We start from the raw sequence: 25,712 nt of genomic DNA, 5'->3' as shown, positions 1-25,712 counted from the left end.
GGCAACCGACGCGCGCGATTGACAACGCCCCGCCAAACCCCAAAGGAACGCGGCATGACAAAACCGGACGGCAAGAAGCAGAAGGTATACACGCTTGTGGTCGAGCTTGGCCGCAAGACCGGCGACGGCCTTCCCAAGGGGGCGACCGGGGCCGCGCTGATGTGCTATGCCTCGGGCGTCGACGAGGCCGAGGCCGTGCGCGAAACCGTGGCCATCCTCAAGCAGGCGGATATGGCCCCGCTCGACGTGACCGGCTATGGCACCGAAGAAGACCGTCGCGAGGCGGGCCATGACATAGCCGCCGACGAGGCCGGGCTGATGGCCCGCGCGCTGGCGGAAAACTCTGTCGTGGTGGCGCAGATCACGCCCTATTTCGACAAGGCCACGCATTAGTCCGGCGGATCACGCGGCGCGCGCCTCGGCAAGGGTGACCGCCTCGAAGGGGCGCAGGGTCTGATAGCCCGCGCGCACGTGTTCGGGGAAGATGCGCGGCTCCATGTCCGCAAGCAGCGTGGCCGAGGTCAGCGCGCGATCCCGCCGCAACCGACCGAGATACAGGCTTTCGAAGGCCGCCCCCGCGATCATCAGCGCATCGTGGCGCGGCAGTACGAACTGGTAATACCGCACGAAACTGCGCTGCGTATCGCGCAAGCCGGTGAAGCCGTTGGCCAGTGCGTCCGCCGGGATCAGCACGGTCTCGCGGCCAAAGGTATACTCGACCTCGGAACCGCCGATCACCAGCCGCTGATGCGGGGCCACCATCACGTCCCGGACAAGGCCGAGATAGGGCGCGCGCAGGCGCACCGGCTGAAACGATCCCAGCGCCGGAACGGTCCGCTCGATCACCTTGAGCACCGGCTGCAACGCCCCTTCAAGCGTGCGCACCAGATCGCCCGCGCGGATATCGCAGGCGCGCTTGGTCCCTCGCTCCGTCTCGATCAATGCATTTTTTGCAAGTGTGGGCTGCGGCCCGACCGGCTCGATCCGGTCAGACACCGCGTAGAACACCACGTCCGCATCGCGCTCGCAGAGCTGCGGGCGGTGGATCATGGTGAAGATGTCTTCCAGCATCAGCGGCGGCGGCGGCGGTGTCCTGATCGAGCGCACGCTCGAGGTTTCGGGTCGTTCGACCGACAGGCGACCCCAGCGACCGGGCGCATCCCAGGAAAACGTCAGCCGAAGTGTCTGGGTCCGTTCACCGATTTCCGGCGGGATCACCGAGTGAAACAGCGAATCGCCCTGCCGCAGTACCACCACGACGCCGCCCCCCGGCACCGCCTGAAGCGAGATATGCGCGGCCCAGGGATGTCGTCGCTCATATCCCAGAAGCGTCTGCGGACGCCCCTCGGGGGACAGCCGCGTCTCGATCACCAAGGAGCCGCGCGTCAGCAGATTGTGACGGCTTTCGGCATCCGGACCGAACGTGTCGGGGCAGGTCCAGTTGATGTCGCCGCCTGACAGCGCGATCCAGCTCATGCGGCCACCCCGAGCAGCGCGCGGGCCTCGAAGCCCTTCAGCACACGGCGGACGGCGGGGCCATAGCCATCGCCGGTCGCAGGGTCCAGTTCCGGGAAGATATCGCAGATCTCGGCCAGCACCTCGGCTTCGAAGATCGAGCCGACCAACGGACCGGGCAGGAAACTCTCGGACGCGAGGCCGTTGGAATAGATGATCTGATGCGCGTCGAACATCAGGTGAACGTAAGTCACCTGGCTGCTCTCGACGCGTCGGACGGTGCCATCGTTCACCAGGTACTTGGCCGATATCAGCACCGCGCTTTCGGCGAACATCAGATCGACCTTCGCGTCCTCGACCAGGATGCGGTGCAGCGGCGATACCTGCAGGCGCAGATGCGACCCGAAGGTATTGGCCGCAATCTCGATCGGGGCATGTTCACCCTGTCCGCGGACGCTGCGCTGCCCGACCCAGCGCAACGGCTGATAGCCGTCATCCGCGGTACGGACCATGTCGCCCGGTTGCAGCTTTTCCACCAGGCGCGGACCCGCCTGCGTGTCGATGACGGTGCCCGCCACGAAGCAGGGCACCTGCGACAGGGTGATGAAGCCGGTATCCGAGGCCCCCGCCGCGTTCTCCATGGTGTAGGTGAAATTGACCACTTCGTCGTCATTATCGCCCGTCGCCGTCAGCGTGCCGTCGGCGTTCAGGGTGATCACCTGCCCCGTGGTCAGCGTGACGCTGTTGCCCACCGAGACCGCGATGCCGTTGATATGCGTCACTGTCAGCGTGCCGGTCGATGCGTCGATGTCATTGGCCAGCACGTCGAAGGTCGTGCTTTCCCCGGGCGCGAGCTGGGCGCTGTCATCTATCGCGATCAGCTTGGTGGTGCCCGATTGCGCGCCGATCATAATGGTCGAATCGTAGTTCGAATCGCTGACATCCGCGATCCCGATCCGGATCGAGTTCACTTCGCCCGCCGTCACCGGAACCGTCACCGACATGGTAACTGTGAAGCCGTCCATCTCGGTGTTGTAGGCGTCGGTGGTGTTGTCGACGTACAGGTTCGCGTTGCTGTCCGAGTTCAGGTTGTTGGGGTCGATATCGCCGTCCCCGATCGACAGCGGCACCAGTTCGCCGTTGATCCAGACACCGACGAAATCCTGGTAGATGGCGCTTTCGTATTCGGGAAATTCCTCGGACAGAAAGACGAAATCGAAGGTCAGCGTGTCGCCTTCGGGGATGAAATCCACATCCAGATAGGCGGCGTCATAGGTCGAGGTGCCCACGGCGGCGTTGAAATCGGCATTGTTGTTCTGGCCCGACGTGTTGGTCGAGGTGTTGGTGCGCTGGTTGGACGATGAGAACGAATTGGTGACATCGTCCACATCGCCGGTCGAGAAGATGACACCGGTATCCCCCGGTGCCACGCCAGGCATCACGGCATCGGCATTGGAATAGACGCCCGAGCTGTTGGAATCGCCGGTATAGCTTGCACTGAGAACGGTGATGTCGTCGGCAAAGATGGTCTCTGCCATCTCGATCGCAGTCGCGCCCTCATCGATGGGAAGCTCGCTTGCCTGTACCATGTCTGCCTCGTCGCAGGCCGATGGCAGGACGCACCCGTCCGACAAACACACGCGAAAGAATCGGCATCGCCGCGCGCACGCGGATGATCCCTTCGGTCGATGGTTGCGAAAGCTGCCCTGCCTCGGACATATTATATTTTTCAGCAAGGCTATCGGAGGCCCCGGCGAAATGGGCGGAAAATCTTGGGATGTGCCATATCTCTGCCGGACAATTGCGGCATTCACGCCACATTTGCGCAGCGCCGGTGCCTGCGGTAACGCCGGGGCCCGACCCGTTTCAGGATAATTTGACCCATGTCCAACGCCACCGGTTCCCGCCCCCCCGCCGATCCCGCCGCCCCTGTCGATCCTGTGCGCCTGACGGCCGATCTGATCCGCTGCCCGTCGGTCACCCCCGAGGAAGGCGGCGCGCTGGCGCTGCTGCGGGACCGGCTGGAGGCGGCGGGATTTGCCTGCACCCGCGTCGACCGCGGCGGCGTCGCGAACCTGTTCGCGCGCTGGGGCGACAGGGGCCATGCGCGCAGCTTCGGCTTCAACGGCCATACCGATGTGGTCCCGGTGGGGGATGCAGACGCATGGTCGGTCGATCCCTTCGGTGGCATCGAAAAGGACGGGCGTCTCTGGGGGCGCGGTGCCACGGACATGAAATCCGGCGTCGCGGCCTTTGTCGCCGCGGCCATCGATCTGGTCACTCGGACACCGCCCGACGGGGCCGTGATCCTTGCGATCACCGGCGATGAGGAAGGCCCCGCGACCGACGGCACGACGGCGTTGCTCGACTGGATGGCGGACGCGGGCGAGCAGATGTCGGTCTGCCTCGTGGGTGAACCGACCTGCCCCGCGCAGATGGGCGAGATGATGAAAATCGGACGGCGCGGGTCACTGTCGGCCTGGATCACCACGCGTGGCGTGCAGGGCCACGCGGCCTATCCGCACCGCGCGACCAACCCCTGCCACGCCATGGCGCGTCTGCTCGACCGACTGGCCAGTCACACGCTTGACGACGGCACCGATCACTTCGATGCCTCGTCGCTGCAGGTGGTCAGCATGGATGTCGGCAACACCGCGACCAACGTGATCCCGGCCACGGCAAGGGGGCTTGTGAACGTGCGGTTCAACGATCTGCACAGCGGTGCGTCGCTGGCATGCTGGCTGCGCGAGATGGCGGCCGAGGTCGACGACACCTTCGGCACCACGACCGGGGTCGAGGTCAAACTTTCTGGCGAAAGCTTCCTGACGCCGCCCGGCCCGCTGTCCGAGCTTGTGGCCCGCGCCGTCGAGGCCGAGACCGGCATCGCCCCGGTGCTGTCGACCTCGGGCGGCACGTCGGACGCGCGCTTTGTCAAGGACCATTGCCCGGTGGTCGAGTTCGGTCTTGTGGGCGACACCATGCATCAGGTCGATGAGCGCGTGCCGGTTGCGCAGGTCCACCAGCTCAAGGCGATCTATAGTCGGATCCTGCGCGACTATTTCGCATGAGCGTCACCATATCCGTCGCCGACGATTTCGCCCCTGTCCGGGCGCTGCGCATGGCGGTGTTCGTGGGCGAACAGGGCTTTTCCGAAGCGTCCGAGTTCGACGCGCTCGATGACACCGCGACGCATCTGCTGGCGCGCGACGATGGCAGACCCGTCGGCTGCGCGCGGCTGTTCCTGTCGGACGGTGAAGGCCGGATCGGACGCATCTGCGTTCACCGCGACGCCCGCGGGCGGGGCATCGGCGCGGCGCTTGTCACCGCGGCGGTTGACCATTTTCGCGCGCAGGGGGTCGCGGTGGTGGCGCTTGGCGCGCAGGTCCGGGCGATGCGGTTTTATGCCGGGCTGGGTTTCGTCGCATACGGCGACGACTACGACGACGAAGGCGTGCCCCACCGGATGATGCGCCGCGCCCCCTGAGGCAAACCGGTGATCGGACTTGTGATCTCCCTGTGATTGCCCCGCCCGTGCCCAGGCATGCCGCGTGATCGCCCCGTGACGAGGCAATCGGCACATGCTAGATGGCAGATCATGGCACAACTCCCCACCAAGGCAGAGATCCTCGACTGGATCGCCCAAAACCCGACCCAGACGGCCAAGCGCGACATCGCCAGGGCCTTCGGGATCAAGGGCGCACAGCGCATCGATCTGAAAAAGATTCTCAAGTCGCTGGAAGACGAGGGCCACCTCGAGAAACGCAAGAAGACCTATCGCGATCCCGACCGCCTGCCGCCGGTCAGCCTGCTCGAGGTGCAGGCGCCGAACGCCGATGGTGACCTTTTCGCGACGCCGCTGGAATGGGCGGGCAGTGGTCTTGAACCCACGATCCTGATCGTCGCGCGCGACAGCGATCCGGCGCTGGGCGACGGCGACCGCATCCTTGCCCGCCTGCAAGAGGTCAAGGCCGAGGATCACCACTACGAGGCGCGGCTTATTCGCCGCATCGGGGCCAACCCGCTCAAGGTCGTTGGGATCTTCCGCGCCAGTTCCGAAGGCGGATCGATCCAGCCCATCGACAAGGGCGCCGACCGCGACTGGCTTGTCGCCAGCGGGGCCACCGGCGGCGCCAGGGACGGCGAATTGGTCGAGGCCGAGCAGATCGGCCCAAAGTCGCGCATGGGCACGCCGCGCGCCCGCATCACCGCCCGGCTGGGCGATCCGTCGGAACCCCGGGCGGTGTCGCTGATCGCGATCCACCAGCACGGCATCCCCGACGCGTTCCCCGACGATGTCATCGCCGAGGCTGACCGCATGGCCCCGGCGGGTCTGGACGACCGCACCGACCTGCGCGACCTCGATCTGGTTACCATCGACCCCGCGGATGCACGCGACCGGGACGACGCCGTCTATGCCGAACCCGACGACGACCCGAAAAACAAGGGCGGCTTTGTCCTATGGGTCGCGATTGCCGACGTGGCCTATTACGTGCGCCCCGGCTCGGCGCTTGACCGCGAAGCCCGCAAGCGCGGCAATTCCAGCTACTTTCCCGACCGGGTCGTGCCGATGCTGCCGGACCGCCTGTCGGGCGATCTCTGCTCGTTGCACGAAGCCGTGCCGCGCGCCTGTCTTGCGGTCAGGATGGTTATTGACGCCGACGGCAACAAGAAAAGCCACCGCTTCATGCGCGGCCTGATGCATTCCTCGGCGGCGTTCAGCTACCAGGAGGTCCAGCAGGGCTATGACGGGGCACCGAACGACCATGTCGCGCCCCTGCTCGAAGACGTCATCAAACCGCTCTACGATGCCTATTTCGCGCTGCGGGACGCCCGCCAACGTCGCCAGCCGCTTGAACTGGACCTGCCCGAACGGCGCATACAGCTGTCCGAGGAAGGCGCCGTCGAAAGCGTGAACTTCGTCGACAGGCTCGATGCGCACCGGCTGATCGAGGAATTCATGGTGCTGGCCAATGTCGCCGCCGCCGAGACGCTGACCGCGAAGAAGACGCCGCTGCTGTTCCGCGTCCACGAAGAGCCGCCCGAGGACAAGCTGGAAACCCTGCGCGACACCGCCGAGGCGGCGGGGCTGACGCTGGCCAAGGGTCAGGTGCTGAAGACATCGCACCTCAACCAGCTGCTGGCGCAGGCAGCCGGGCGGGACGAGGCCGAACTGATCAACCTGTCGACGCTGCGGGCCATGACGCAGGCCTATTACAGCCCCAAGAACTTCGGGCATTTCGGCCTCGCACTGACGGAATATGCGCATTTCACCTCGCCGATCCGGCGCTATTCGGACCTGATCGTGCATCGCGCGCTGATCACGGCGCATGGCTGGGGCGATGACGGGCTGTCGGCGCAGGACCTCGACACGCTGGAGCAGACCGGCACGCATATCTCCGAGACCGAGCGCCGCTCGATGGTGGCGGAACGCGACACCACCGACCGGTACCTCGCGGCGTTCCTGTCGGATCGGGTGGGGGCGGAGTTTTCCGGGCGCATCTCGGGGATCGCCAAGTTCGGGGTTTTCGTCAAGCTGGACGAAACCGGCGCGGACGGGCTGATCCCGATGCGGAACCTCGGGTCGGAATACTTCCACTTCAACCGCGACGAAGGCACCCTGATGGGGGCCGAGACCGGCACCATGATCGGCCTTGGTCAGCGCGTGACGGTCAAGCTGGTCGAAGCGGCCCCCGTCACCGGCGGCATCGCATTCGAGCTTCTGACCCTCGAGGACCGCGAGATGCCCGAAGGCTCCGGCAAACGTCCGCAGCGGCGTTACGGGCCGCGCAAGGGCAAGCCCGGCACCTCGCCGAAGCGCAAGCTGGCGCGCGCGAAGAAAAAGGACAGCAAGACCGCCAAGGTCCAGGCCCGCCGCAATCGGCAGCGCTGATCCGGTGCCCGCAAAGGGGCGCGTCGGCAAGGGGCCGCGCGCCGCGAAGCTGGCGCTTTCGGCGTGCCGGGCTTCAGGCTAGTCTGCCACAAACTTCCCTATGCAGGTCGCCATGTTCCGTTTTGCCATTGCCGCTACGCTCTCCGTTCTTGCCACCACGGCGCTTGCCGTGACGCCTGGCGCCTCGCCCCGCCCCGAGGCGCGGCCCGAAGCGCCCAGCGCGGTGGACGTCCGGGCAGAAGCCACCCGCACGCCTCTTGCCGACATCGACACGCTGAGCCAAGCGGGATTCGAGGCCTGGATCGCCGCGTTCCGCGACACCGCCTTGGCGCAAGGCATCTCGGGCGCAACCTATGACGCGGCCTTCGCAGACGCGCGCTTCGACCCCAAGATCGTCGACCGCGATCGCCGCCAGAACGAGTTCACCAAGACGATCTGGTCCTACCTCGACACCGCCGTGTCCGACACCCGCGTCGCCAACGGGCGCAAGGCGCTTGCCGATCAGGCCGACACGCTCGCGGGGATCGAGACAGAGTACGGCGTGCGGCGCGAAATCGTCGCGGCGATCTGGGGGCTGGAATCGGCCTACGGTGGCTATCGCGGCGACACGCCGACGCTCGCCGCACTGGCCACGCTGGCCTATGAGGCTCGCCGCGCCGACTTCTTCGAGGCCGAGGTACTGGCCGCTCTCGAAATCCTCGACGCGGGCGAGACGACGCCTTCGCGGTTGCGCGGTTCCTGGGCGGGGGCCATGGGGCACACGCAATTCATGCCGTCTTCCTATCTGCAACTGGCGGTGGACCATACCGGTGACGGGCGGCGCGACATCTGGTCGGACGATCCGCGCGACGCGCTGGCCTCGACCGCCGCCTATCTCAAACATCACGGCTGGCAGACCGGCGTGCCCTGGGGGATCGAGGTATTGGTGCCGGTGCCCTTCGACTACATGCAGGCCCGGCGCGACAACCGGATGACGCTGGACGCATGGCGCGCGCTGGGCGTCACCCCGGTCGGCCCGACCGGGATGCCGCAGGACACGGAACTGTCGCTGCTCCTGCCCGCCGGGGCGGATGGCGCGGCCTTCCTGATTTCCGACAATTTCGAGGTTCTCGAGCGGTACAACACCGCCGATGCCTATGTGATCGCGGTGGGCCACCTTGCCGACCGGATCGGCGGCGCGGGCCCGCTGACCGGGTCATGGCCGCGGCAGGATCGGGCACTGACCTATGACGAACGGATCGAGTTGCAGGAACGGCTGCGCGCGGCGGGTTTCGACCCCGAGAAGATCGACGGACGGATCGGCCCGCTCACCATCTCATCGGTGCGCAATTACCAGAAGTCGCTGGGCGTGCGCCCCGACGGCTATGTCTCGCTTGCCGTGCTGACACGGTTGCGCGACGGCTGAGCCAGGACCCAGGATTTTTTCGTCAAAAATCCTGCACACGCCTGTTGCGGAAACCCGCGCCCGCCTAGCGCCGGAACTTCGGCGTGCAGGGACCGCCGTTGAAGCAGGCGGTGACTGTCGCGAGTTGTTCGGGCGTCGGGTCGGGGTACAACATGCCGGGACAGGGCGACGCCATCGCGACGTAATCATCGCCCTCCTTCTTCAGGAAGGCGATGTAGTCGAGCCCGCTTTTGACCCCGCCACACCACGGACCAAGGCACATCACCCGCAAAGTGATGTCGCGCGAAAAGGCCCGGGTGAATCCCTCCGGACCCAGCGAGCCGCCCGCGATCCGCGCGGGAATGTCGACCTCGGGAAGCGTTCCTGTCTGCTGGTCCGCCTCACCCTCGGGCAGCTTGCTCTCATCGAAGGTGATCTTTCCGGCGACGACGATCCAGGCCGCTTCGTCTGCCTCGGCGCGCTGGTAATCCGCCGCGATATCCGCGGGCATGCAGGACAGCGCAAGGGCCGGACCGGAAAGCAGCGCCAGACAGGTGGCCAGAACGATGCGCATTACAGATGCTCCTTCAATTCGCCAAGCACGGCCTCATAGACAGGACGCTTGAACGGCACGATCTGTTCCACCACCGCATCGGGTGCAAGCCAGCGCCATTGGGAAAATTCGGGATGCGCGGTGGCGATGTCGATCTGGGCGTCCTTGCCCAGAAACCGGAACAACACCCATTTCTGGGTCTGGCCCCGATACCGCCCTTTCCAGATCCGGGGCACGATGTCGTGCGGCAGATCATAGGCCACCCAGTCCTTCGTCTCGGCCTCGGTGCGCACCAGATCCCGGGTCACACCGGTCTCTTCCCACAACTCGCGGATTGCGGCGTCCCGCGGGGTTTCGCCCGGATCGATCCCGCCCTGCGGCATTTGCCACGCGGGCGTCGTGGTTTCGAACCGCTGGCCGACGAAGATCTCGCCCCTTGGATTGGCCAGCACCACGCCGACGCAGGGCCGGTACGGCAGCTTCTCGATCTGCTCAGGGGTCATGCTGGCCCTCTCCTGCCGGACAGACGCCCCCGGTCGGGGGCGCCTTTGGTTCGGTCTTACTGGCTGTCGCTCGGTGCCGGTGCCGCGCCCTGGCTCAGGGCCTGGACGTTCGGACCCAGCGCCGACAGGCCCTTGAGGATGTCGATGGCATAGGCCAGCTGGTAATCCTCTTCGCGCAATGCCGCCGCCTGTTCCGCCTTCGCGCGGTCTTCCTCGATCTGGCGCAGCTCGTCCTCGGTCAGGCTGTCATTGTCGAGCGATCCGCGCAGGTCGGCCTCGGACCGGGTGGGCAGGCCCGTGGGGTCTTCCTCTTCCTCGCTCGCGGGGTTGCGCCGGGGTTGGGCCACGATGATATCCGGCGACACGCCCAGCGCCTGGATCGAGCGACCCGAAGGCGTGTAGTAGCGCGCCGTGGTCAGGCGCATCGCCCCCTCGCCCCGCAGCGGCATGACGGTCTGGACCGAACCCTTGCCGAAGCTCTTGGTGCCCACGACGATGGCGCGGCGATGGTCTTGCAGCGCGCCTGCCACGATCTCGGAAGCAGAGGCGGAGCCGCCGTTGATCAGCACCACCAGCGGCTTGCCGTCGGCAAGATCGCCTTCGGTGGCGTTGTAGCGGTCGCCATCCTGCGGGTCGCGGCCCCGGGTCGACACGATCTCGCCCGCGTCGAGAAACGCGTCCGATACCTTGATCGCCTGGGTCAGAAGCCCGCCCGGGTTGTTGCGCAGATCGACGATGAAGCCGTTGACGTTGTCCATGCCGCCCAGGCTTTCGACTTGCTCGCGCAGGCCTTCCTCGAGATTGGGATAGGTCTGGTCGTTGAAGGTGGTCACCCGCAGCACCACGGTCTGCCCCTCAGTCCGGGTGCGTACCGCGGTCAGGGTGATGGTATCGCGGACGATCTCGACGTCGAAGGGGTCGCCCTCGCCCTCGCGCACCACGGTGATGATGATCTCGGAGCCGACCGGACCGCGCATCATGTCGACCGCTTCGTCCAGCGTCAGGCCCAGCACCGATTCCCCGTCCACATGGGTGATGAAATCGCCCGCCTCGATCCCGGCGATGTCGGCGGGGGTGCCGTCGATCGGCGAGACGACCTTCACGAAACCGTCTTCCTGCGTCACCTCGATGCCCAGACCGCCGAATTCGCCCCGGGTCTGCACCCGCATGTCAGCCGCATCGTCCGGCGACAGGTAGCTGGAATGCGGATCGAGCGAGGTCAGCATGCCGTCGATGGCGGCCTCGATCAGGTCCTCTTCGTCGACATCCTCGACATATTGCGCGCGAATCCGTTCGAAGATGTCGCCGAACAGGTCGAGTTGCTCGTAGACGCTGGTCGAACGGCCGTTTTCCTGCGCCAGAAGCGGGCCCACGAACTGGGTCGTCGCGACGATGCCGGCGAGCGTCCCGCCGAGCGCGGCCATGACGAATTTCTTCATAGTGATGTTATCCCTTGTCGGTTGTGAACCACGCCAGCGGATCGACCGGCGCATCCCCTTCTCTGACTTCTATATAGAGCGTCTCTGGCCGGGTGTTTCCACCCCCATCGCCCGACTGTAACAGAGAGGTGTTTTCACCGCCTCCCCCCATCAGGCCGACGGGTGCGCCTGCGGGCAGGACCTGACCTGCCTCGCCATAAAGCGTCTCGAGGCCCGCCAGCACGAACAGCAGATCGGCGCGGGGTTCGAGAATGGCGACGAGTCCGTAATCGAGCAGCGGTCCGACATAACGGATCGTCGCCGCCACGGGGGTCGTAACCAGCGCCTCGGGGCGGGTCGCCAGCACGATACCGGGCCGCGCGACGCCCGCGGCATCGGCCTCGCCCGCGCGGCGCAGGATGCGGCCCGACACCGGGAACGGAATGGCCCCCCGGGTCAGTCGGGTGCTTGGCGCATCGGGCGCGACATCGCCTTCGGTGATCTGCGACAGGCCGCTGGCAAAACCTTCAAGCGTTTCCGTCGCCGAGATCAGGATGGCGGTCTTGACCGCGTCTTCGGTGAAGCGGCGCGGCAGATCGGTGCGGTCGGCCACCGCCTGGCTGAGCCCGGCGCGGGCGCGCTGTGCCCCGTCGAGCCCGTCGCGCAGCGTGTCCGCCGCGCTTTCCTGCAATTGCCGCAAGGTGGTGACTTCCTGCAGATCGCGGGCCAGCGCCTGGGCATGCGACGCCAGACCCGGCGTCACCGCCGCCACCAGCATGCCCGACCGGGCCGCGCCGACCGGGCCTTCGGGATGCAGCAACTGCTCGGCGATGTCGGACCGGCCCAGGGTTTGCAACGCCCCCAGAAGGTCCGCGACCTCGGCTTCGCGTGCCTCGAGATCGCGGCGCAACGCGGTCTCGCGGATGGCGGCATCGCGCAGGCCGTCGCGCAGGGCGGTCAGACCGTCCTCATAGGCGCGCACCGTCGCGGTGAGCGCCGCGACACGATCGGACGCGCTGCTGGCCGCTGCCAGTTGCAGACCCGCGCGATCAAGCGCTGCCGCTGCGTCCCGCGCCGCGGCACCGGCATCCTGCGCCACGGCGCGGGTCGCGACCGGCGCAAGCGTCGCGAAGGCCAGACCGAGGGTCAGCAGGAGTTGCAGGCAGTGCGCGCGGATCATGTGCGGATCAGGCTCTGTCCGGTCATTTCTTCGGGCTGGTCCAGCCCCATCAGTTCAAGCAGCGTCGGCGCAAGATCGGCCAGACGTCCGCCTGTTGCCAGGGTTGCCCCCTCGGGTCCGCCATAGAGGATCACCGGCACCGGGTTGAGCGTATGCGCGGTATGCGGCCCACCGGTTTCCGGATCGATCATGGCATCGCAATTGCCGTGATCGGCGGTGACGATCATGGCGCCACCGACCGCGTCGAGGGCCGCCAGCGCCTGCCCCAGCCCGGCATCGACGGTGGCGCAGGCGATCTTGGCCGCCTCGAGGTCGCCGGTATGCCCCACCATGTCCGGATTGGCGTAGTTCACGACAATCAGGTCGTAGCCATCCCGGATCGCCTCGACGAGTTTCTCCGTCACCTCGGGCGCGCTCATTTCCGGCTGAAGATCATAGGTCGCCACATCGGGCGACTTTGGCATGAAGCGATCCTCGCCCGGCTCGGGGTCTTCCTTGCCGCCGTTGAGGAAAAACGTGACATGGGGATATTTCTCGGTCTCGGCGAGGCGGAACTGCCGCAGCCCGTGCCGGGCGACCCAGGCCCCCAGGGTGTTGACGAGTTTCTGCTTGGGATAGGCGACCGTCATGTAGGCGTTGTGGGCGTCGGAATAGGACACCATGCCGAGAAAGGCCGACAGATCCGGTTTTTCGCGGTCGAACCCGTCGAAGTCCGGGGCACCGATGGCCGCCAGAATCTCGCGCGCGCGGTCGGCGCGGAAGTTGAGACAGAAGAGCCCGTCGCCCGAGGCCAGCCCGGTATATCCGTCGATCACCGTCGCGGGAATGAATTCGTCGGTCTTGTCCGCGGCCCAGGCCTGCTCGACCGCCCTTGCGGGCGTGCTCGCGGTGTCGCCCTTGCCGAGCGCGATGGCACGGTAGGCGGTTTCGACCCGGTCCCAGCGATTGTCGCGGTCCATGGCAAAGTAACGACCGATCACCGTCCCCACGCTGGCCCCGTCGGGCAACTCGGCAACAAGGCGGTCGATGAAACCATCGGCGCTTTTCGGCGGCACGTCGCGACCATCGGTGATGGCGTGGATCACCACCTCGAGGCCGTGATCGGCCATCATCCGGGCAGTGGCCAGGATGTGGTCGATATGGCCATGCACGCCGCCGTCCGACACCACCCCGAACAGATGCGCGCGCCCGCCCGCCGCCTTCACCTTGTCCGCGAAATCCAGCATCGGGGCATTCTTGAAATAGCTGCCATCCTCGATCGCAAGGTCGATCTGACCCAGATCCATCGCCACCACCCGGCCCGCGCCGATGTTGGTGTGCCCGACCTCGGAATTGCCCATCTGCCCGGTCGGCAGCCCGACATCCGGCCCGTGGGTGATCAGCGTCGCATTGGGGCAATCGCGCATCAGCCGGTCCATGTTCGGCGTGTCGGCAAGCGCCGGGGCATTGGCGGTGCGGTCCTCGGACAGACCCCAGCCATCGAGGATTGTGAGAACGACAGGTTTGGTCATGGTGCGGCCCCTTGATGAATGGATCGCGCCGAGAGGTATCAGAGCCGGTGGGGTCTGGGGAAGGCATGATGCGCCCCGGCGTGCAAATCGGCAGTTTCCCCGGCGCGGTCTCTGTGCAAAATCAAACCGACCCGCAACTTCAGCACGCCTTTCCGCAAGGAGGACGCATGGACGACACCTTCAACCGCAACATCTTTGGCTACTGGCATCAGGGACGCGACGCCGCACCGGATGACATCAAGCGGTGCTGGGACCTCTGGGCGCGGATGAACCCGGGCTGGGACCTGCGCATCCTCGACTGGACACATATCGCACCCGATTTCGAGACGTTCGGCATCGACGGCGACAAGATGTCCTATACTGGCATTTCCAACATCGTCCGTCTCTCGAGCCTCGCCAAAGAGGGCGGCGTCTGGGTCGATGCCTATACCGTGCCGCTGCAACCGCTGGACACGTTTCTGCCGCGCCTCATGCCGTCGGGATTTTTCGCCTATCACGACCCCTACCGCAAGCGCATGGCCGAAACCTGGTTCCTGGGTTCGGTCCCCGATCATCCGCTGGTGGTGGGCTGGCGCGACAAGATGGTCGAATACTGGCGCATCCCGCGCCGCCCGATGCGCTTCAAGCGCGAACTGGACCGGGGCACCAAGGGCGACATCCTGCGCCTTCTGGGCCGCACAATGGACAAGCTGCAGGGCCCGCTGTCGATCCGGGGCCCGAAACGCATCTATCAGCCGAAGGATCCCAACTGGGCGGTCGATGTCAAACGCGGCGGCGGCGGCATTGTCACGCCCTACTTCGCCTGTGCCATGCTGTTCGACCTGATGATGGCCGAAAGCGCCACGCTCTGGGCCGAGTGGGAGAAGATCCCCAAGACCACCTCCTATGACACGCTGTTCCTGCGCCACTGGAAAAAGGACTACGCCAAGCTCGGCGATACCGCCGTGCGGATGATGGCCGAGGGCACCGTGATGCAGAAGCTGTCGCTGCCGACCAAGCTGCCCGAGCGGCACATGGCGGTGCTGGAAGCGGTGGCCGAAACGGCAATGCCCGGGCCCCCCGCGCCCTGAGCGGCGTCAGTCCCAGTAAAGGTTGATCCGCGGCGTGCGCATGCGCATCACGCGCTTCTTCAACGCCGTGATCCGCGGCTTCTGCGAGACGATGCGATTCTCGTGCGTCTCGGCAAAGATCGCCCGGATACGGCCCAGCGCGTCCGGCGCATCCAGCAGCGCCTCGAGCAGGTCGACCTCGGCCCCTTCGATGTCGATCTTCAGGACGCCGACGTCGCGGTCGAGCCCGCGCAGGAAGGCGAGGAAGTCGATCTGACGCACCTCGACGGCGTTATCGGTGGTCACGTTGGATTTCTCGGCGAAGATCGAACTGCCTTCGGAGGCACGGTCGTCCGCGCCGCCAAAATCGGTGCGCCGGTACAGCGTGACTGTTCCGGGTGCGGTACCGACGGCGGCTTCCTCGATGATGACATTGTCGAGATCGGCGATGTTGTCGCGCAGCCTGGCGGCGGTCCAGGGGTCCGGTTCGAACGCGTAGACCGTGTGGCATCCGGCGGCCATCTGCCGGGTGTACTTGCCCAGGTTCGCGCCAAGATCGATGCCGATGAGGTCGCCCGATTGCGACAGCGCGTCGGCAAACTCCACCATGCGGAACGCCTTGCCGATCTTGCGGTCATAGCGCAGACCGGCCTTGCCGGGCAGATGCCGGAACAGGCGGTATTTCATCAATCGAAGGCCGGAAAGGTTTGCGGTCGGCATGGCGCGGCCCTGCTATGGAATATGCCGCAGAAGTAGCAGAGAGGCTGCCGGATGTGGAGGGGGTAAGCCGCGTCTCCCGTACCGGAACCGCATATCCACAAGCGGCACGTCCCGAGGATCCGCGGCTGTCGCCGTCACCCCTGCAGCGATTTCACCACCAGCTCGCCCTCGCCGCGTTCCTTGATCGCCAGGGCCGCCGCGTGGGCACCCGCCAGCGTCGTGAAATACGGGATCTTGTCATAAAGCGCGACCGACCGGATCTCGCGGCTGTCCTCGAGCGCGGCGGCGCCCTCGGTGGTGTTCATCACCAGCTGGATGCCACCGTCCTTGAGCAGGTCGACCACGTTGGGACGGCCCTCGTAGACCTTCTTGACGACCTCGGAAGGCACGCCCGCGGTCTCGAGGAACGCCGCGGTGCCCGAGGTGGCGATGATCTTGAAGCCCAGGCCGTGCAAGGTGCGCGCGGTCTCGATCAGCTCTGGGCCCTTGTCGGATTCCTTGATCGACAGGAACACCGATCCACCCTCGGGCAGGAAGTTTCCGGCCCCCATCTGCGCCTTGAGAAAGGCGCGCGGGAAGGACCGGTCCCAGCCCATGACCTCCCCGGTCGAGCGCATCTCGGGGCCGAGGATGGTGTCGACGCCGGGGAACCGCGCAAAGGGCAGTACGGCCTCCTTGACCGAAAACCACGGCATCATCGGGTCGGCCAGGGTCATCGGGTCGGCCATCGGCACGTCCGTGTCATAGTCGATCTGCGCACCATGGGGCGGCCGCATCGGGAAATCGGCAAGCTTCTCGCCGGCCATGATGCGCGCCGCGATGGACGCAATGGCGCTGTCGGTTGCCTTGGCGACGAAGGGCACCGTGCGCGAGGCGCGGGGGTTGACCTCGATCAGGTAGATGTCACCGTCCTTGACGGCGAATTGCACATTCATCAGTCCGACGACGTTGAGGCCCCGGGCCAGCGCAACGGTCTGGCGCTTCACCTCGTCGATGATGCCGGGGGCCAGCGAGTAGGGCGGCAGCGAACAGGCCGAATCGCCCGAATGCACGCCTGCCTCCTCGATGTGCTGCATGATGCCCGCCACGTGCACGTCGGTGCCATCGGACAGCGCGTCGACATCCAGCTCGACCGCGCCCGAAAGGTAGCCGTCCAGCAGCACCGGCGACTTGCCCGAAACCACGACCGCTTCCTTGATGTAGCGCTCGAGCTGGGCCATGTCGCGGACGATCTCCATGGCGCGACCGCCAAGAACGTAGGACGGGCGGATCACCAGCGGAAAGCCGATCTCTTCGGCGATGGCCAGCGCCTGCGCGTCGGACGACGCGATGCCGTTATGGGGCTGCCTGAGGCCAAGTTCGGTCACCAGCGCCTGGAACCGCTCGCGGTCCTCGGCAAGGTCGATTGCGTCGGGCGTGGTGCCGAGGATCGGGATTCCCGCCGCCTCGAGATCGTTGGCCAGCTTCAGCGGCGTCTGCCCGCCGAACTGCACGATGACGCCGTGCAATGTGCCGTTTTCCTGCTCGACCCGCAGGATCTCCATCACGTGCTCGAAGGTCAGCGGCTCGAAATAGAGCCGGTCCGAGGTGTCGTAATCGGTCGACACCGTCTCGGGGTTGCAGTTGATCATGATCGTCTCATAGCCCGCATCGGTCAGCGCGTAGCAGGCATGACAGCAGCAGTAATCGAACTCGATGCCCTGCCCGATCCGGTTCGGGCCGCCGCCCAGGATCACGACCTTCCTGGCCTCGGACGGGCGTGCTTCGCATTCGACCTCGCCCATCAGCGGGGCCTCGTAGGTCGAGTACATGTAGGGCGTCTGGGCCTCGAACTCGGCGGCGCAGGTGTCGATCCGCTTGAACACGGCGGTGACGCCAAGTCCGATGCGATGGGCCCGTACGGCGGTTTCGTCCATGCCGGTCAGCATGGCAAGCCGCATGTCGGTGAAGCCCATCATCTTGAGCCCGCGCACCCCTTCCGCGTCAGACGGCAGACCGTTGGCACGCACAGCGTTCTCGGCCTCGACGATTTCGCGGATGCGGGCCAGGAACCACGGATCGAACATGGTCACACCGTGAATGTCGTCGTCCGTCAGACCAAGTCGCATGGCCTGGGCGATGGTGCGCATCCGGTCGGGCGTGGCCTTGGACAGCGCCTTGATGACAGCGGCATGATCCGAAGCCGAGAGGTCCCGGGTCTGGCCCGGGACATGCGGTGCCCCTGCCCCGGCCACCGCGCCGGGGCCTCCGGTCTCGATGCCCGGGATGGCGACCTCGTCAAACCCCGACAGGCCGGTCTCCATCGACGCCAGCGCCTTTTGCAGCGATTCGTGGATGGTGCGCCCGATGGCCATCGCCTCGCCCACCGATTTCATCGCGGTGGTCAGGTACGGCTCTGCGCCGGGGAACTTCTCGAATGCAAAGCGCGGTATCTTGGTGACGACATAGTCGATGGACGGCTCGAACGACGCGGGCGTGACCTTGGTGATGTCATTGTCCAGCTCGTCCAGCGTGTAACCCACCGCCAGTTTCGCCGCGATCTTGGCGATCGGAAAACCTGTCGCCTTCGAGGCCAGCGCCGAGGACCGCGACACCCGGGGGTTCATCTCGATCACGACCATGCGGCCGTCTTCGGGGTTCACCGCCCATTGCACGTTCGAGCCGCCGGTCTCGACCCCGATCTCGCGCAGCACGGCAATCGAGGCCGTGCGCATCATCTGGTATTCCTTGTCGGTCAGCGTCAGCGCCGGGGCCACGGTGATCGAATCGCCGGTGTGGACGCCCATCGGATCGATGTTCTCGATGGCGCAGACGATGATGGCGTTGTCGGCGCGGTCGCGCACGACCTCCATCTCGAACTCTTTCCAGCCCAGCAGCGACTCGTCGATCAGGATCTGGTTGACCGGTGACGCATCCATGCCCGACCGGCAGAAATGTTCGTAATCCTCGCGGTTGTAGGCCACACCGCCACCGGTGCCGCCCAGCGTATAGGCGGGCCGGATGATCGCGGGCAGACCGATGCTCTCAAGCGCTTCCAATGCGATGCGCACGCCTTCCTTGAGGTCGGCGCTGCCGTCGGGCTTTTTCGGCGCGGTCACGATGGTGGCTTTCGGGTTTTCCAGCCCGATGCGGTCCATCGCCTCGCGGAACAGCGCGCGGTCCTCGGCCATCTCGATGGCGTCGCGATTGGCGCCGATCATCTCGACCCCGTGCTCGGCCAGCACGCCCATCTCTTCCAGCTTGAGCGCGGTGTTCAGTCCGGTCTGCCCGCCCATCGTCGGCAGCAGCGCGTCGGGCTTTTCCTTGGCGATGATCTTGGCGACGATCTCTGGGGTGATCGGTTCGATATAGGTGGCGTCCGCCAGTCCCGGGTCGGTCATGATCGTCGCCGGGTTCGAATTGACCAGGATGACGCGGTAACCTTCCTCGCGCAGCGCCTTGCAGGCCTGGGCCCCGGAATAGTCGAACTCGCAGGCCTGTCCGATGATGATGGGCCCGGCGCCGATGATCATGATGGATGAGATATCGGTGCGTTTGGGCATGGGGTCCTCGTCAGACGAAGTTGATCCTGGCCACCCGCAACAGGCGGCGGCGCAAATTGGCGTGGGTTATAGACATGCAAGGCGTCGGTACAAGCCCTGAACTACGGCGGTTCCGACCGCAAGGGCGCGGTCGCGTGCGCGGTACCGGCGACGTCCGTCACAGCCGGGACGCAATCCGTGACATTCGCCGCGCCTGGCCGCGCCAGACGTCGGTCCCGAGGCCTTTCGCTTGACTTCCCGGGCCGGGAACGGTGTATCGGCGCCTAACTTTCCGGCAATTTTCACGGGGGCAGACCCAATGCACGCCTATCGCAGCCAGACCTGCGCCGATCTTCGCAAAGAGCATGTAGGCCAGGAGGTGCGCCTTGCGGGCTGGGTCCACCGGATCCGCGACCATGGCGGCGTGCTGTTCGTCGATCTGCGCGATCATTACGGCATGACGCAGGTGCTCTGCGATCCCGACAGCCCGGTCTTCGCCGAGGTCGAGAAACTGCGATCCGAATGGTGCGTGCGCATCGATGGCATCGTCAAGGCGCGCGACGAAAGCCTGATCAACCCCAAGCTGCCCACCGGCGAGATCGAGGTCTATATCCGCGATGTCGAGGTGCTGGGCGCGGCGGACGAGCTGCCGCTGATCGTGTTCGGCGATCAGGAATACCCCGAGGAAACCCGCCTGCGCTATCGCTACCTCGACCTGCGCCGCGAGGCCATGCAGAAGAACATGACGCTGCGGTCGGACGTCGTGGCCTCGGTCCGCAAGCGCATGTGGGCGCAGGATTTCCGCGAATACCAGACGCCGATCATCACCGCATCCTCGCCCGAGGGCGCGCGCGACTTCCTGGTGCCGTCGCGCCTGCATCCGGGCAAGTTCTATGCGCTGCCGCAGGCCCCGCAGCAGTTCAAGCAGCTCATCATGGTGTCGGGCTTCGACAAGTATTTCCAGATCGCGCCGTGCTTTCGCGACGAAGACCCGCGCGCCGACCGGTCGCCCACCGATTTCTATCAGCTCGACATGGAAATGAGCTTTGTCGAGCAGCAGGATGTCTTTGACACCGTGGCCCCCGTCATCGCCGGTGTGTTCGAGGAGTTCGGCGGCGGTCGCCGCGTCGACGCGCCCGATGAGTGGGCGCAGATTTCCTATGCCGACGCGGCGCTCTGGTATGGCACCGACAAGCCCGATCTGCGCAACCCGATCAAGATGCAGGTCGTGTCCGAGCATTTCGCGGGTTCGGGCTTTGCCATCTTCGCCAAGCTGCTGGAGCAGGACGGCACCGAGATCCGCGCGATCCCAGCACCCAAGGGGGGAAGCCGAAAATTCTGCGACCGGATGAACAAGTTCGCGCAGGAACAGGGCCTGCCCGGCATGGGCTATATCTTCTGGCGCAAAGTTGACCCCGATGGTGGAGGAGATGGCGAGGGTGGCGGCTACGGCTTTGGGTCCGCGATAAAAAATGACCCTGCTGAACTCGAAACAGCCGCGAGGTTTGGCGTACATTACGACGCTGGTAAAGATGTTTTCTTCGAAGCCGCTGGACCACTTCAGAAAAACATCGGCCCCGAGCGCACCGAGGCGATCCGCCAGCAACTGGGGCTGGAGGTCGGCGATGCCGCCTTCTTCCTCGGTGGCAAGCCTTCGGCGTTTGAACGCGTGGCGGGCAAGGCGCGCACCGTCATTGGCGATGAGTTGGGCCTGACCGATACCGACCGTTTCGCCTTTGCCTGGATCGTCGATTTCCCGATGTACGAGGCCGACGAGGAAACCGGCAAGATCGACTTTTCGCACAACCCCTTCTCGATGCCGCAGGGTGGGATGGCGGCGCTGGACGGCGATCCGCTGGACGTGCTGGGCTATCAGTACGACCTGGCCTGCAACGGCTATGAGCTGGTGTCCGGCGCGATCCGGAACCACAAGCCCGAGATCATGTTCAAGGCCTTCGAACTGGCGGGCTACGGCGAGGACGAGGTGCGCAAACGCTTTGGCGGCATGGTCAACGCCTTCCGCTTCGGCGCGCCGCCGCACGGGGGCTGCGCCGCGGGCATCGACCGGATCGTGATGCTGCTGGCGGACGAGCAGAATATCCGCGAAGTCATCATGTTCCCGATGAACCAGCGCGCCGAAGACCTGATGATGGACGCGCCGTCAGAGCCGACCAGCGACCAGTTGATGGATCTGCGGCTGCGGGTCATCCCCGAGGAATAAGGCCGCTCGGCCCATCGCGCACGATAAACGCCTGCACATCGCCCCCGGCCTGATCGGTCCCTGCCTGATCGGTCCCGGCCTGATCGGTCCCGGCCGGATCGGTCCCGGCCGGTTGGGTTCTGGCCGGATCGGTGCTGCCGCCTGACGGGCGATGTCGACCATCATGGCGATGCACAAGGCCGGGCGCGTGTCCGGGCGGTTTGCCCCATTGCACCGAAGGCAATGCGCGCGAGGGGCGATCACCCTGTGCCGGACAGGCTCTGGTGCCCGTCCGGCACAGGGTGATCAGAACACCTCAGACCGCGATACGGTTCTCTATGCGATCCTCCACCAGACCCGCCAGCCGTGACAGGCAGGGCTTGATCGGCATGGCGGACATGCGTGCCTCGAACAGGTCGTTGGCCGCGTCGGCAAGCACCCGGTCGCCCGCGCTGAGCGCCACCCCGGACAGGAAGCGGGCCGCATAGTCGAGGCCCTGAAGATCCTCTTCATTGGCAAGCACATCCGCCGCGTGGGTCATGTCGTCCCGGTAGGCGACCGGATCGGCGACCACCATTTCGTCGGACATCACCCTTGGCCCCATCGGCACCCGTTCGCGCGGCAGGTGCGACAGGATGGTGTTCTGGAACACCGCGATGCTGGCCAGCGGCTTCGGCAGGAACCCGTCCGCGCCCGCGGCTATCGCGCAATGCTCTGAAAACGGATCGCCGCTGGTCGCGAGGATCGCCGAGATGCGGGGGGCCGCATGGCACAGTTCGGAAAGCAGGTCCGCACCCGATCCATCCGGCAGGCCCATGTCGACGATGATGACGGAGGGGCGGTACACCTCGAGGTGGCGATGCGCCGAGGCCAGACAATCCGCCCGCCGGAGGCGCGCCCCGCTGTGCAGGCACAACAGCCGTGCCGCGTCGCAGGCATAGCGGCTGTCTTCGACCATCAGGATCGTGAGGCCCAGAAGCGGCCGTGCGGCGGTTGGCTGCAAGCGGCCATCAAATATTCGCGAATCGTTCACAACGTCCTCCATTTTTTTCTGGGATCACCGTGCGCCAGAACACCTAATGCGCGGTTAATGCTTCTGCGACCTTGCAAGGCGGCACAGAGCGGCGGCATATGCAGGCGCAAGCATCACACGGGAGTTTTTTGCCATGATCGGACGTCTCAACCATGTGGCCATCGCCGTGCCCGACCTCGAGGCCGCTGCGGATCAGTATCGCAACGCGCTGGGTGCCAAGGTCGGCGCACCGCAGGACGAACCCGATCACGGCGTCACCGTTATCTTCATCGAACTGCCCAATACCAAGATCGAACTGCTTTATCCCCTTGGCGACGACAGTCCGATCAACGGCTTTCTGGCGAAAAACCCGGCGGGCGGCATACATCACATCTGCTACGAGGTTGATGACATTCTGGCCGCGCGTGACCATCTGAAGGGGACGGGCGCGCGGGTCCTCGGATCGGGCGAACCCAAGATCGGCGCGCATGGCAAGCCGGTGCTGTTTCTGCACCCCAAGGACTTCAATGGCTGCCTGATCGAACTGGAACAAGTCTGAGCCCGCCCCGGGCGACGGAGAGCAATATGACCATCACCTCGGCCTTCGTGCTTTACGCGGTCCTCTGGTTCATGACCTTCCTCATCGCGATTCCCATCCGCCTTCAGACGCAGGGCGATGTCGGCGAGGTGGTGCACGGCACGCATGCCTCGAGCCCCGAGCACCATCACCTCAGGAAGAAGGCGTGGATCACCACCGCCATCGCGGCGGCGCTCTGGGTGGTGCTCTACGTGATCATTACCTCGGGCTGGATCACGGTCCGCGACCTCGACATGTTTAACCGGATGGGCCCAGAGGCGGTGCAGACGAACTGATCGTCACCCTGCTCGGGTCGTCTGCAACGCATGATAGAGATGCGTGAAGGTGGCAGCCCCGATGATCGGCACCAGCAGGTTGACCAGCGGGATCGTCAGCGGCACGGCCATCAATGTGCCCGCGATCCAGAGCGTCGGAAGGTGCCGCCGCCGCAACTCCTGCGCGCCCCGGCGACCGACCCTGCGCATCGCCGCGATGGTGAAATACTCCCGCCCCAGCAGAAACCCGTTCAGCCCCCAGAAGATGAACGGCGCGAGCGGCGCGAACAGCAGGTAAAGTACCAGCGCGCAGATATTGGCGACGATCAGCAGGCCAAGGAATGCAGCCGTGTCGCGCAGGGTTTCGTTGAAGGGGATGCGCCCCGGCGGCGGCAGGTCCGGGTAGTACCGATCCTCGACCGCGCTTGCCACGTCCTCCAGAAAGAACCCGGTCATCGCCGAGGCCACCGGCACCATCAGGAACACCGACAGCCCCATCATCAGGACAACCGACCCCCAACTCAGCAGATCGTCGATCCAGCGCACCTCTCCGACCCACGGGATCGTCACCACGTCGGGCGTTATCCAACCGACGAAGGTCACGAAGATGGCGTAGAACAGCGCCAGCAGGCCGATCGCCAGCCCCAGGCCCAGAAACAGCACCTTGCGAAAACGCGGATCGCCGATCTGGGCCAGTGCCCGGGACAGGGACGTGAAGATCATCGGGTCTGCCAGGTGACGATGCGGCCCAGGTCCGGACGCGGCCGTTCCGGCGGGGCCGAGGTCTCGGTGCCCATATGGATGAAGCCCGCGAGCCGTTCGGGTGCCGCGACGCCCAGCGCATCCGCGAGGAACCCGTCGTCATGGGCGACCCAGCCGGTCAGCCAGTTGGCCCCCCAGCCTGCCGCAAGCGCCGCGTTCAGCAGCGCGAGGCAGACGCCGCCCACCGCGTAGGTCTGCTCGATCGCGGGGATTTTCGGCGATGCCTTGGGCGATTCGATCACGGCAACGCAAAGCGGGCTGTCGGCGAACTGCCGGCGCCCCTTTTCGATCTGTTCGGGATCGAGGCCCAGCGTCGCACCGCGCACGCCCGCGACCTCTGCCAAACGGACAAGCGCATCGCCCTGCAGAACGACAAACCGCCAAGGCTCCAGCTTGCCATGGTCCGGCGTGCGGGACGCGGCGGTCAGAAGGGTCGTCAGCGTGGCGCGATCCGGCGCCGGGGCACACAGCGTCTTTGCCGGCCGCGACCGGCGCGTGAGCAGAAAGTCCAGCGCTGCAGGGTTTGCCTCGGGCATGGGCACCTCTTGTGTAAGCGTTCCGTCCTATCTCTGTTGTCGCGCGCGGGGTTTCAACCGGGTATCATCCCGCCATGAAGGTTCCCGATCTTTCCGCGCTGGCTGTGCCGGGCAGTCGCATCGCCGTGCGCGTCACCCCGAAAGCCGCGATGTCCCGGATCGTGGTGACCGAAGACGCGGATATTCGCGTCTATGTCACTGCGCCCGCCGAGGATGGCAAGGCCAACGCGGCGGCGACGCGACTTCTGGCAAAGGCGCTCGGGGTGGCGAAATCCCGTTTGACGCTGGTCCTTGGCACCATGTCCCGCGACAAGGTCTTTCGCGTGGCGTGACGGGGCAAGAGGACTGCGCAGGGCGGTAAGGCCGATGCGGGCTATTCGACACCCGCGTCGCGGTCCCGGCGGTAGACGCCCTCGGGCAGTTCGATGGCGGCGGCCAGATCGCGCATCTGGGTGATCGACAGGGTAATCTTCATCATCCCCTCGGTGCGCGGATCGAATTGCTCGATGGTGACGCATTCCTCGAAGGAATGGACCACCACGTCCTCCTGCAAGGGGCTGTCGCCCTCATCGACGAGGGTGACAATGGTGGCGTCGAATTCGTGCTCTATGCTGAACATACGGACCAGCCTAGAGCGGCGGTCGTCGCCTGAAAACCACTTTTCGCAAACAGAGGTCTAGCCACGGCGCACCGCCCGCCCCTGCCTGACCCGGCGACGATGCATCGCGAACAGTGCAGGTGCCGCGATGTGATCGTAAAGCAGCACCGCGACGCGATGGATGCCGGGCAGCCGCACCAGCCGTGCCAGCCAGCGGAACTGCGGCATTTCATCCCATATCAGCGCAAAGGCATCGACGCCGTCGTGAATGACGCCCTGCCGGACCACGTGGAACCTGCGCGCGGCGTCCCGCCGGGTCAGACCCCAGGCCGCCATGTCGCCTTCGCTCAGGCCCTGATAGCGGATCGGCAGGTCGTGTCGGCGGGTGATCGCCTTGTAGCTGCGCACTTCGCGGGCGCAGATCGGACAGGTATCGTTGTATATGACGGTCAGTTTTTCGCTCATGCCTGATCAGGTAGCGGTCGGCGATGCCCCGCCAAGTCGCGGGTTTGTGCCTTTCCCCGGGAAATCGGCAAGGTTATGCCTGACAGGGCAATCGTTGTGAGAG

At 65.7% G+C, this 25,712-nt stretch carries 24 protein-coding genes; 10 read left to right on the top strand and 14 right to left on the bottom strand.

Annotated elements, in window-relative coordinates; all coding sequences use genetic code 11:
• Positions 1 to 54: 54 nt before the first annotated feature.
• Positions 55 to 393 (top strand): hypothetical protein, encoded by a 339-nt coding sequence (locus ACXYMN_RS05815; RefSeq protein ID WP_459012556.1) that lies wholly within the window; start codon positions 55 to 57, stop codon positions 391 to 393.
• A 9-nt stretch (positions 394 to 402) separates the two neighbouring features.
• Here the strand turns inward: ACXYMN_RS05815 and ACXYMN_RS05810 are convergent, their stop codons facing one another.
• Positions 403 to 1,476, bottom strand: a complete 1,074-nt coding sequence (locus ACXYMN_RS05810) for a Hint domain-containing protein (protein ID WP_459012555.1) — start codon at positions 1,474 to 1,476, stop codon at positions 403 to 405.
• On the bottom strand, positions 1,473 to 3,044 hold the full coding sequence (locus tag ACXYMN_RS05805; RefSeq protein ID WP_459012554.1) for a Hint domain-containing protein: 1,572 nt from the start codon (positions 3,042 to 3,044) through the stop codon (positions 1,473 to 1,475). Before ACXYMN_RS05805 ends, ACXYMN_RS05810 begins: the two co-directional genes overlap by 4 nt.
• Positions 3,045 to 3,338: 294 nt before the next feature.
• Here ACXYMN_RS05805 and dapE point away from each other — a divergent pair, with 294 nt between their 5' ends.
• From dapE to ACXYMN_RS05785, 4 genes are all read left to right on the top strand, one after another.
• Complete coding sequence (dapE, locus tag ACXYMN_RS05800; protein WP_459012553.1) at positions 3,339 to 4,523, top strand: succinyl-diaminopimelate desuccinylase; 1,185 nt, start codon at positions 3,339 to 3,341, stop codon at positions 4,521 to 4,523.
• Positions 4,520 to 4,939, top strand: coding sequence for a GNAT family N-acetyltransferase (locus tag ACXYMN_RS05795; RefSeq protein WP_459012552.1), 420 nt, complete (start codon positions 4,520 to 4,522; stop codon positions 4,937 to 4,939). Before dapE ends, ACXYMN_RS05795 begins: the two co-directional genes overlap by 4 nt.
• A gap of 111 nt (positions 4,940 to 5,050) precedes the next feature.
• Entirely contained in the window at positions 5,051 to 7,345 is a 2,295-nt protein-coding gene (gene rnr / locus ACXYMN_RS05790; RefSeq protein WP_459012550.1) for a ribonuclease R, read from the top strand.
• Positions 7,346 to 7,457: 112 nt separating this feature from the next.
• Complete coding sequence (locus ACXYMN_RS05785) at positions 7,458 to 8,750, top strand: lytic murein transglycosylase (RefSeq protein WP_459012549.1); 1,293 nt, start codon at positions 7,458 to 7,460, stop codon at positions 8,748 to 8,750.
• A gap of 64 nt (positions 8,751 to 8,814) precedes the next feature.
• On the opposite strand, the gene ACXYMN_RS05780 is transcribed toward ACXYMN_RS05785, so the two are convergent.
• From ACXYMN_RS05780 to gpmI, 5 genes are read right to left on the bottom strand one after another with little or no spacing between them, the layout of a single operon-like run.
• On the bottom strand, positions 8,815 to 9,303 hold the full coding sequence (locus ACXYMN_RS05780; protein WP_459012548.1) for a hypothetical protein: 489 nt from the start codon (positions 9,301 to 9,303) through the stop codon (positions 8,815 to 8,817).
• The gene (locus tag ACXYMN_RS05775; protein WP_459012547.1) at positions 9,303 to 9,785 is read right to left on the bottom strand and encodes an RNA pyrophosphohydrolase; all 483 of its coding nucleotides are present in this window, start codon (positions 9,783 to 9,785) and stop codon (positions 9,303 to 9,305) included. Before ACXYMN_RS05775 ends, ACXYMN_RS05780 begins: the two co-directional genes overlap by 1 nt.
• Before the next feature lie 56 nt (positions 9,786 to 9,841).
• Positions 9,842 to 11,224, bottom strand: a complete 1,383-nt coding sequence (locus ACXYMN_RS05770; protein WP_459012546.1) for a S41 family peptidase — start codon at positions 11,222 to 11,224, stop codon at positions 9,842 to 9,844.
• A 7-nt stretch (positions 11,225 to 11,231) separates the two neighbouring features.
• Complete coding sequence (locus ACXYMN_RS05765; RefSeq protein WP_459012544.1) at positions 11,232 to 12,383, bottom strand: murein hydrolase activator EnvC family protein; 1,152 nt, start codon at positions 12,381 to 12,383, stop codon at positions 11,232 to 11,234.
• Positions 12,380 to 13,894, bottom strand: coding sequence for a 2,3-bisphosphoglycerate-independent phosphoglycerate mutase (gene gpmI / locus ACXYMN_RS05760; protein WP_459012543.1), 1,515 nt, complete (start codon positions 13,892 to 13,894; stop codon positions 12,380 to 12,382). Before gpmI ends, ACXYMN_RS05765 begins: the two co-directional genes overlap by 4 nt.
• Before the next feature lie 167 nt (positions 13,895 to 14,061).
• Here gpmI and ACXYMN_RS05755 point away from each other — a divergent pair, with 167 nt between their 5' ends.
• Positions 14,062 to 14,964 carry a capsular polysaccharide synthesis protein gene (locus tag ACXYMN_RS05755; RefSeq protein ID WP_459012542.1) on the top strand — a complete coding sequence of 301 codons (903 nt, stop codon included), beginning with the start codon at positions 14,062 to 14,064 and terminating at the stop codon, positions 14,962 to 14,964.
• 6 nt (positions 14,965 to 14,970) lie between these two features.
• On the opposite strand, the gene ACXYMN_RS05750 is transcribed toward ACXYMN_RS05755, so the two are convergent.
• Positions 14,971 to 15,663: an FkbM family methyltransferase gene (locus ACXYMN_RS05750; RefSeq protein ID WP_459012541.1), complete on the bottom strand. Its 693-nt coding sequence runs from the start codon at positions 15,661 to 15,663 to the stop codon at positions 14,971 to 14,973.
• Between the two features lie 134 nt (positions 15,664 to 15,797).
• Positions 15,798 to 19,205 (bottom strand): carbamoyl-phosphate synthase large subunit, encoded by a 3,408-nt coding sequence (gene carB / locus ACXYMN_RS05745; RefSeq protein ID WP_459012540.1) that lies wholly within the window; start codon positions 19,203 to 19,205, stop codon positions 15,798 to 15,800.
• A 298-nt stretch (positions 19,206 to 19,503) separates the two neighbouring features.
• Here carB and aspS point away from each other — a divergent pair, with 298 nt between their 5' ends.
• Complete coding sequence (gene aspS / locus ACXYMN_RS05740) at positions 19,504 to 21,405, top strand: aspartate--tRNA ligase (RefSeq protein ID WP_459012539.1); 1,902 nt, start codon at positions 19,504 to 19,506, stop codon at positions 21,403 to 21,405.
• Positions 21,406 to 21,700: 295 nt separating this feature from the next.
• On the opposite strand, the gene ACXYMN_RS05735 is transcribed toward aspS, so the two are convergent.
• The gene (locus tag ACXYMN_RS05735) at positions 21,701 to 22,417 is read right to left on the bottom strand and encodes a response regulator (RefSeq protein WP_459012538.1); all 717 of its coding nucleotides are present in this window, start codon (positions 22,415 to 22,417) and stop codon (positions 21,701 to 21,703) included.
• Between the two features lie 133 nt (positions 22,418 to 22,550).
• Between ACXYMN_RS05735 and mce the strand changes: the two genes are divergently transcribed.
• Both mce and ACXYMN_RS05725 read left to right on the top strand, forming a co-directional pair.
• Complete coding sequence (gene mce, locus ACXYMN_RS05730) at positions 22,551 to 22,955, top strand: methylmalonyl-CoA epimerase (protein WP_459012537.1); 405 nt, start codon at positions 22,551 to 22,553, stop codon at positions 22,953 to 22,955.
• Positions 22,956 to 22,981: 26 nt separating this feature from the next.
• Entirely contained in the window at positions 22,982 to 23,269 is a 288-nt protein-coding gene (locus tag ACXYMN_RS05725) for a DUF1467 family protein (protein ID WP_459012536.1), read from the top strand.
• 3 nt (positions 23,270 to 23,272) lie between these two features.
• Here the strand turns inward: ACXYMN_RS05725 and ACXYMN_RS05720 are convergent, their stop codons facing one another.
• Entirely contained in the window at positions 23,273 to 23,971 is a 699-nt protein-coding gene (locus ACXYMN_RS05720; protein WP_459012535.1) for an EI24 domain-containing protein, read from the bottom strand.
• A complete protein-coding gene (locus ACXYMN_RS05715; protein WP_459012534.1) occupies positions 23,968 to 24,546 on the bottom strand; it encodes a nitroreductase family protein in 579 nt (192 codons plus the stop codon). Before ACXYMN_RS05715 ends, ACXYMN_RS05720 begins: the two co-directional genes overlap by 4 nt.
• A gap of 74 nt (positions 24,547 to 24,620) precedes the next feature.
• On the opposite strand from ACXYMN_RS05715, the gene ACXYMN_RS05710 reads away from it, so the two are divergent.
• On the top strand, positions 24,621 to 24,878 hold the full coding sequence (locus ACXYMN_RS05710; RefSeq protein WP_459012533.1) for a DUF167 domain-containing protein: 258 nt from the start codon (positions 24,621 to 24,623) through the stop codon (positions 24,876 to 24,878).
• Between the two features lie 41 nt (positions 24,879 to 24,919).
• Here ACXYMN_RS05710 and ACXYMN_RS05705 read toward each other — a convergent pair whose 3' ends face one another.
• The gene (locus ACXYMN_RS05705) at positions 24,920 to 25,165 is read right to left on the bottom strand and encodes a hypothetical protein (RefSeq protein ID WP_459012532.1); all 246 of its coding nucleotides are present in this window, start codon (positions 25,163 to 25,165) and stop codon (positions 24,920 to 24,922) included.
• 57 nt (positions 25,166 to 25,222) lie between these two features.
• Positions 25,223 to 25,609 carry a thiol-disulfide oxidoreductase DCC family protein gene (locus ACXYMN_RS05700; protein ID WP_459012531.1) on the bottom strand — a complete coding sequence of 129 codons (387 nt, stop codon included), beginning with the start codon at positions 25,607 to 25,609 and terminating at the stop codon, positions 25,223 to 25,225.
• Positions 25,610 to 25,712: the final 103 nt, after the last annotated feature.

The sequence above is a fragment of the Roseivivax sp. CAU 1753 genome (assembly GCF_054482575.1).
This window is presented reverse-complemented; position numbering and strand designations above follow the sequence as displayed.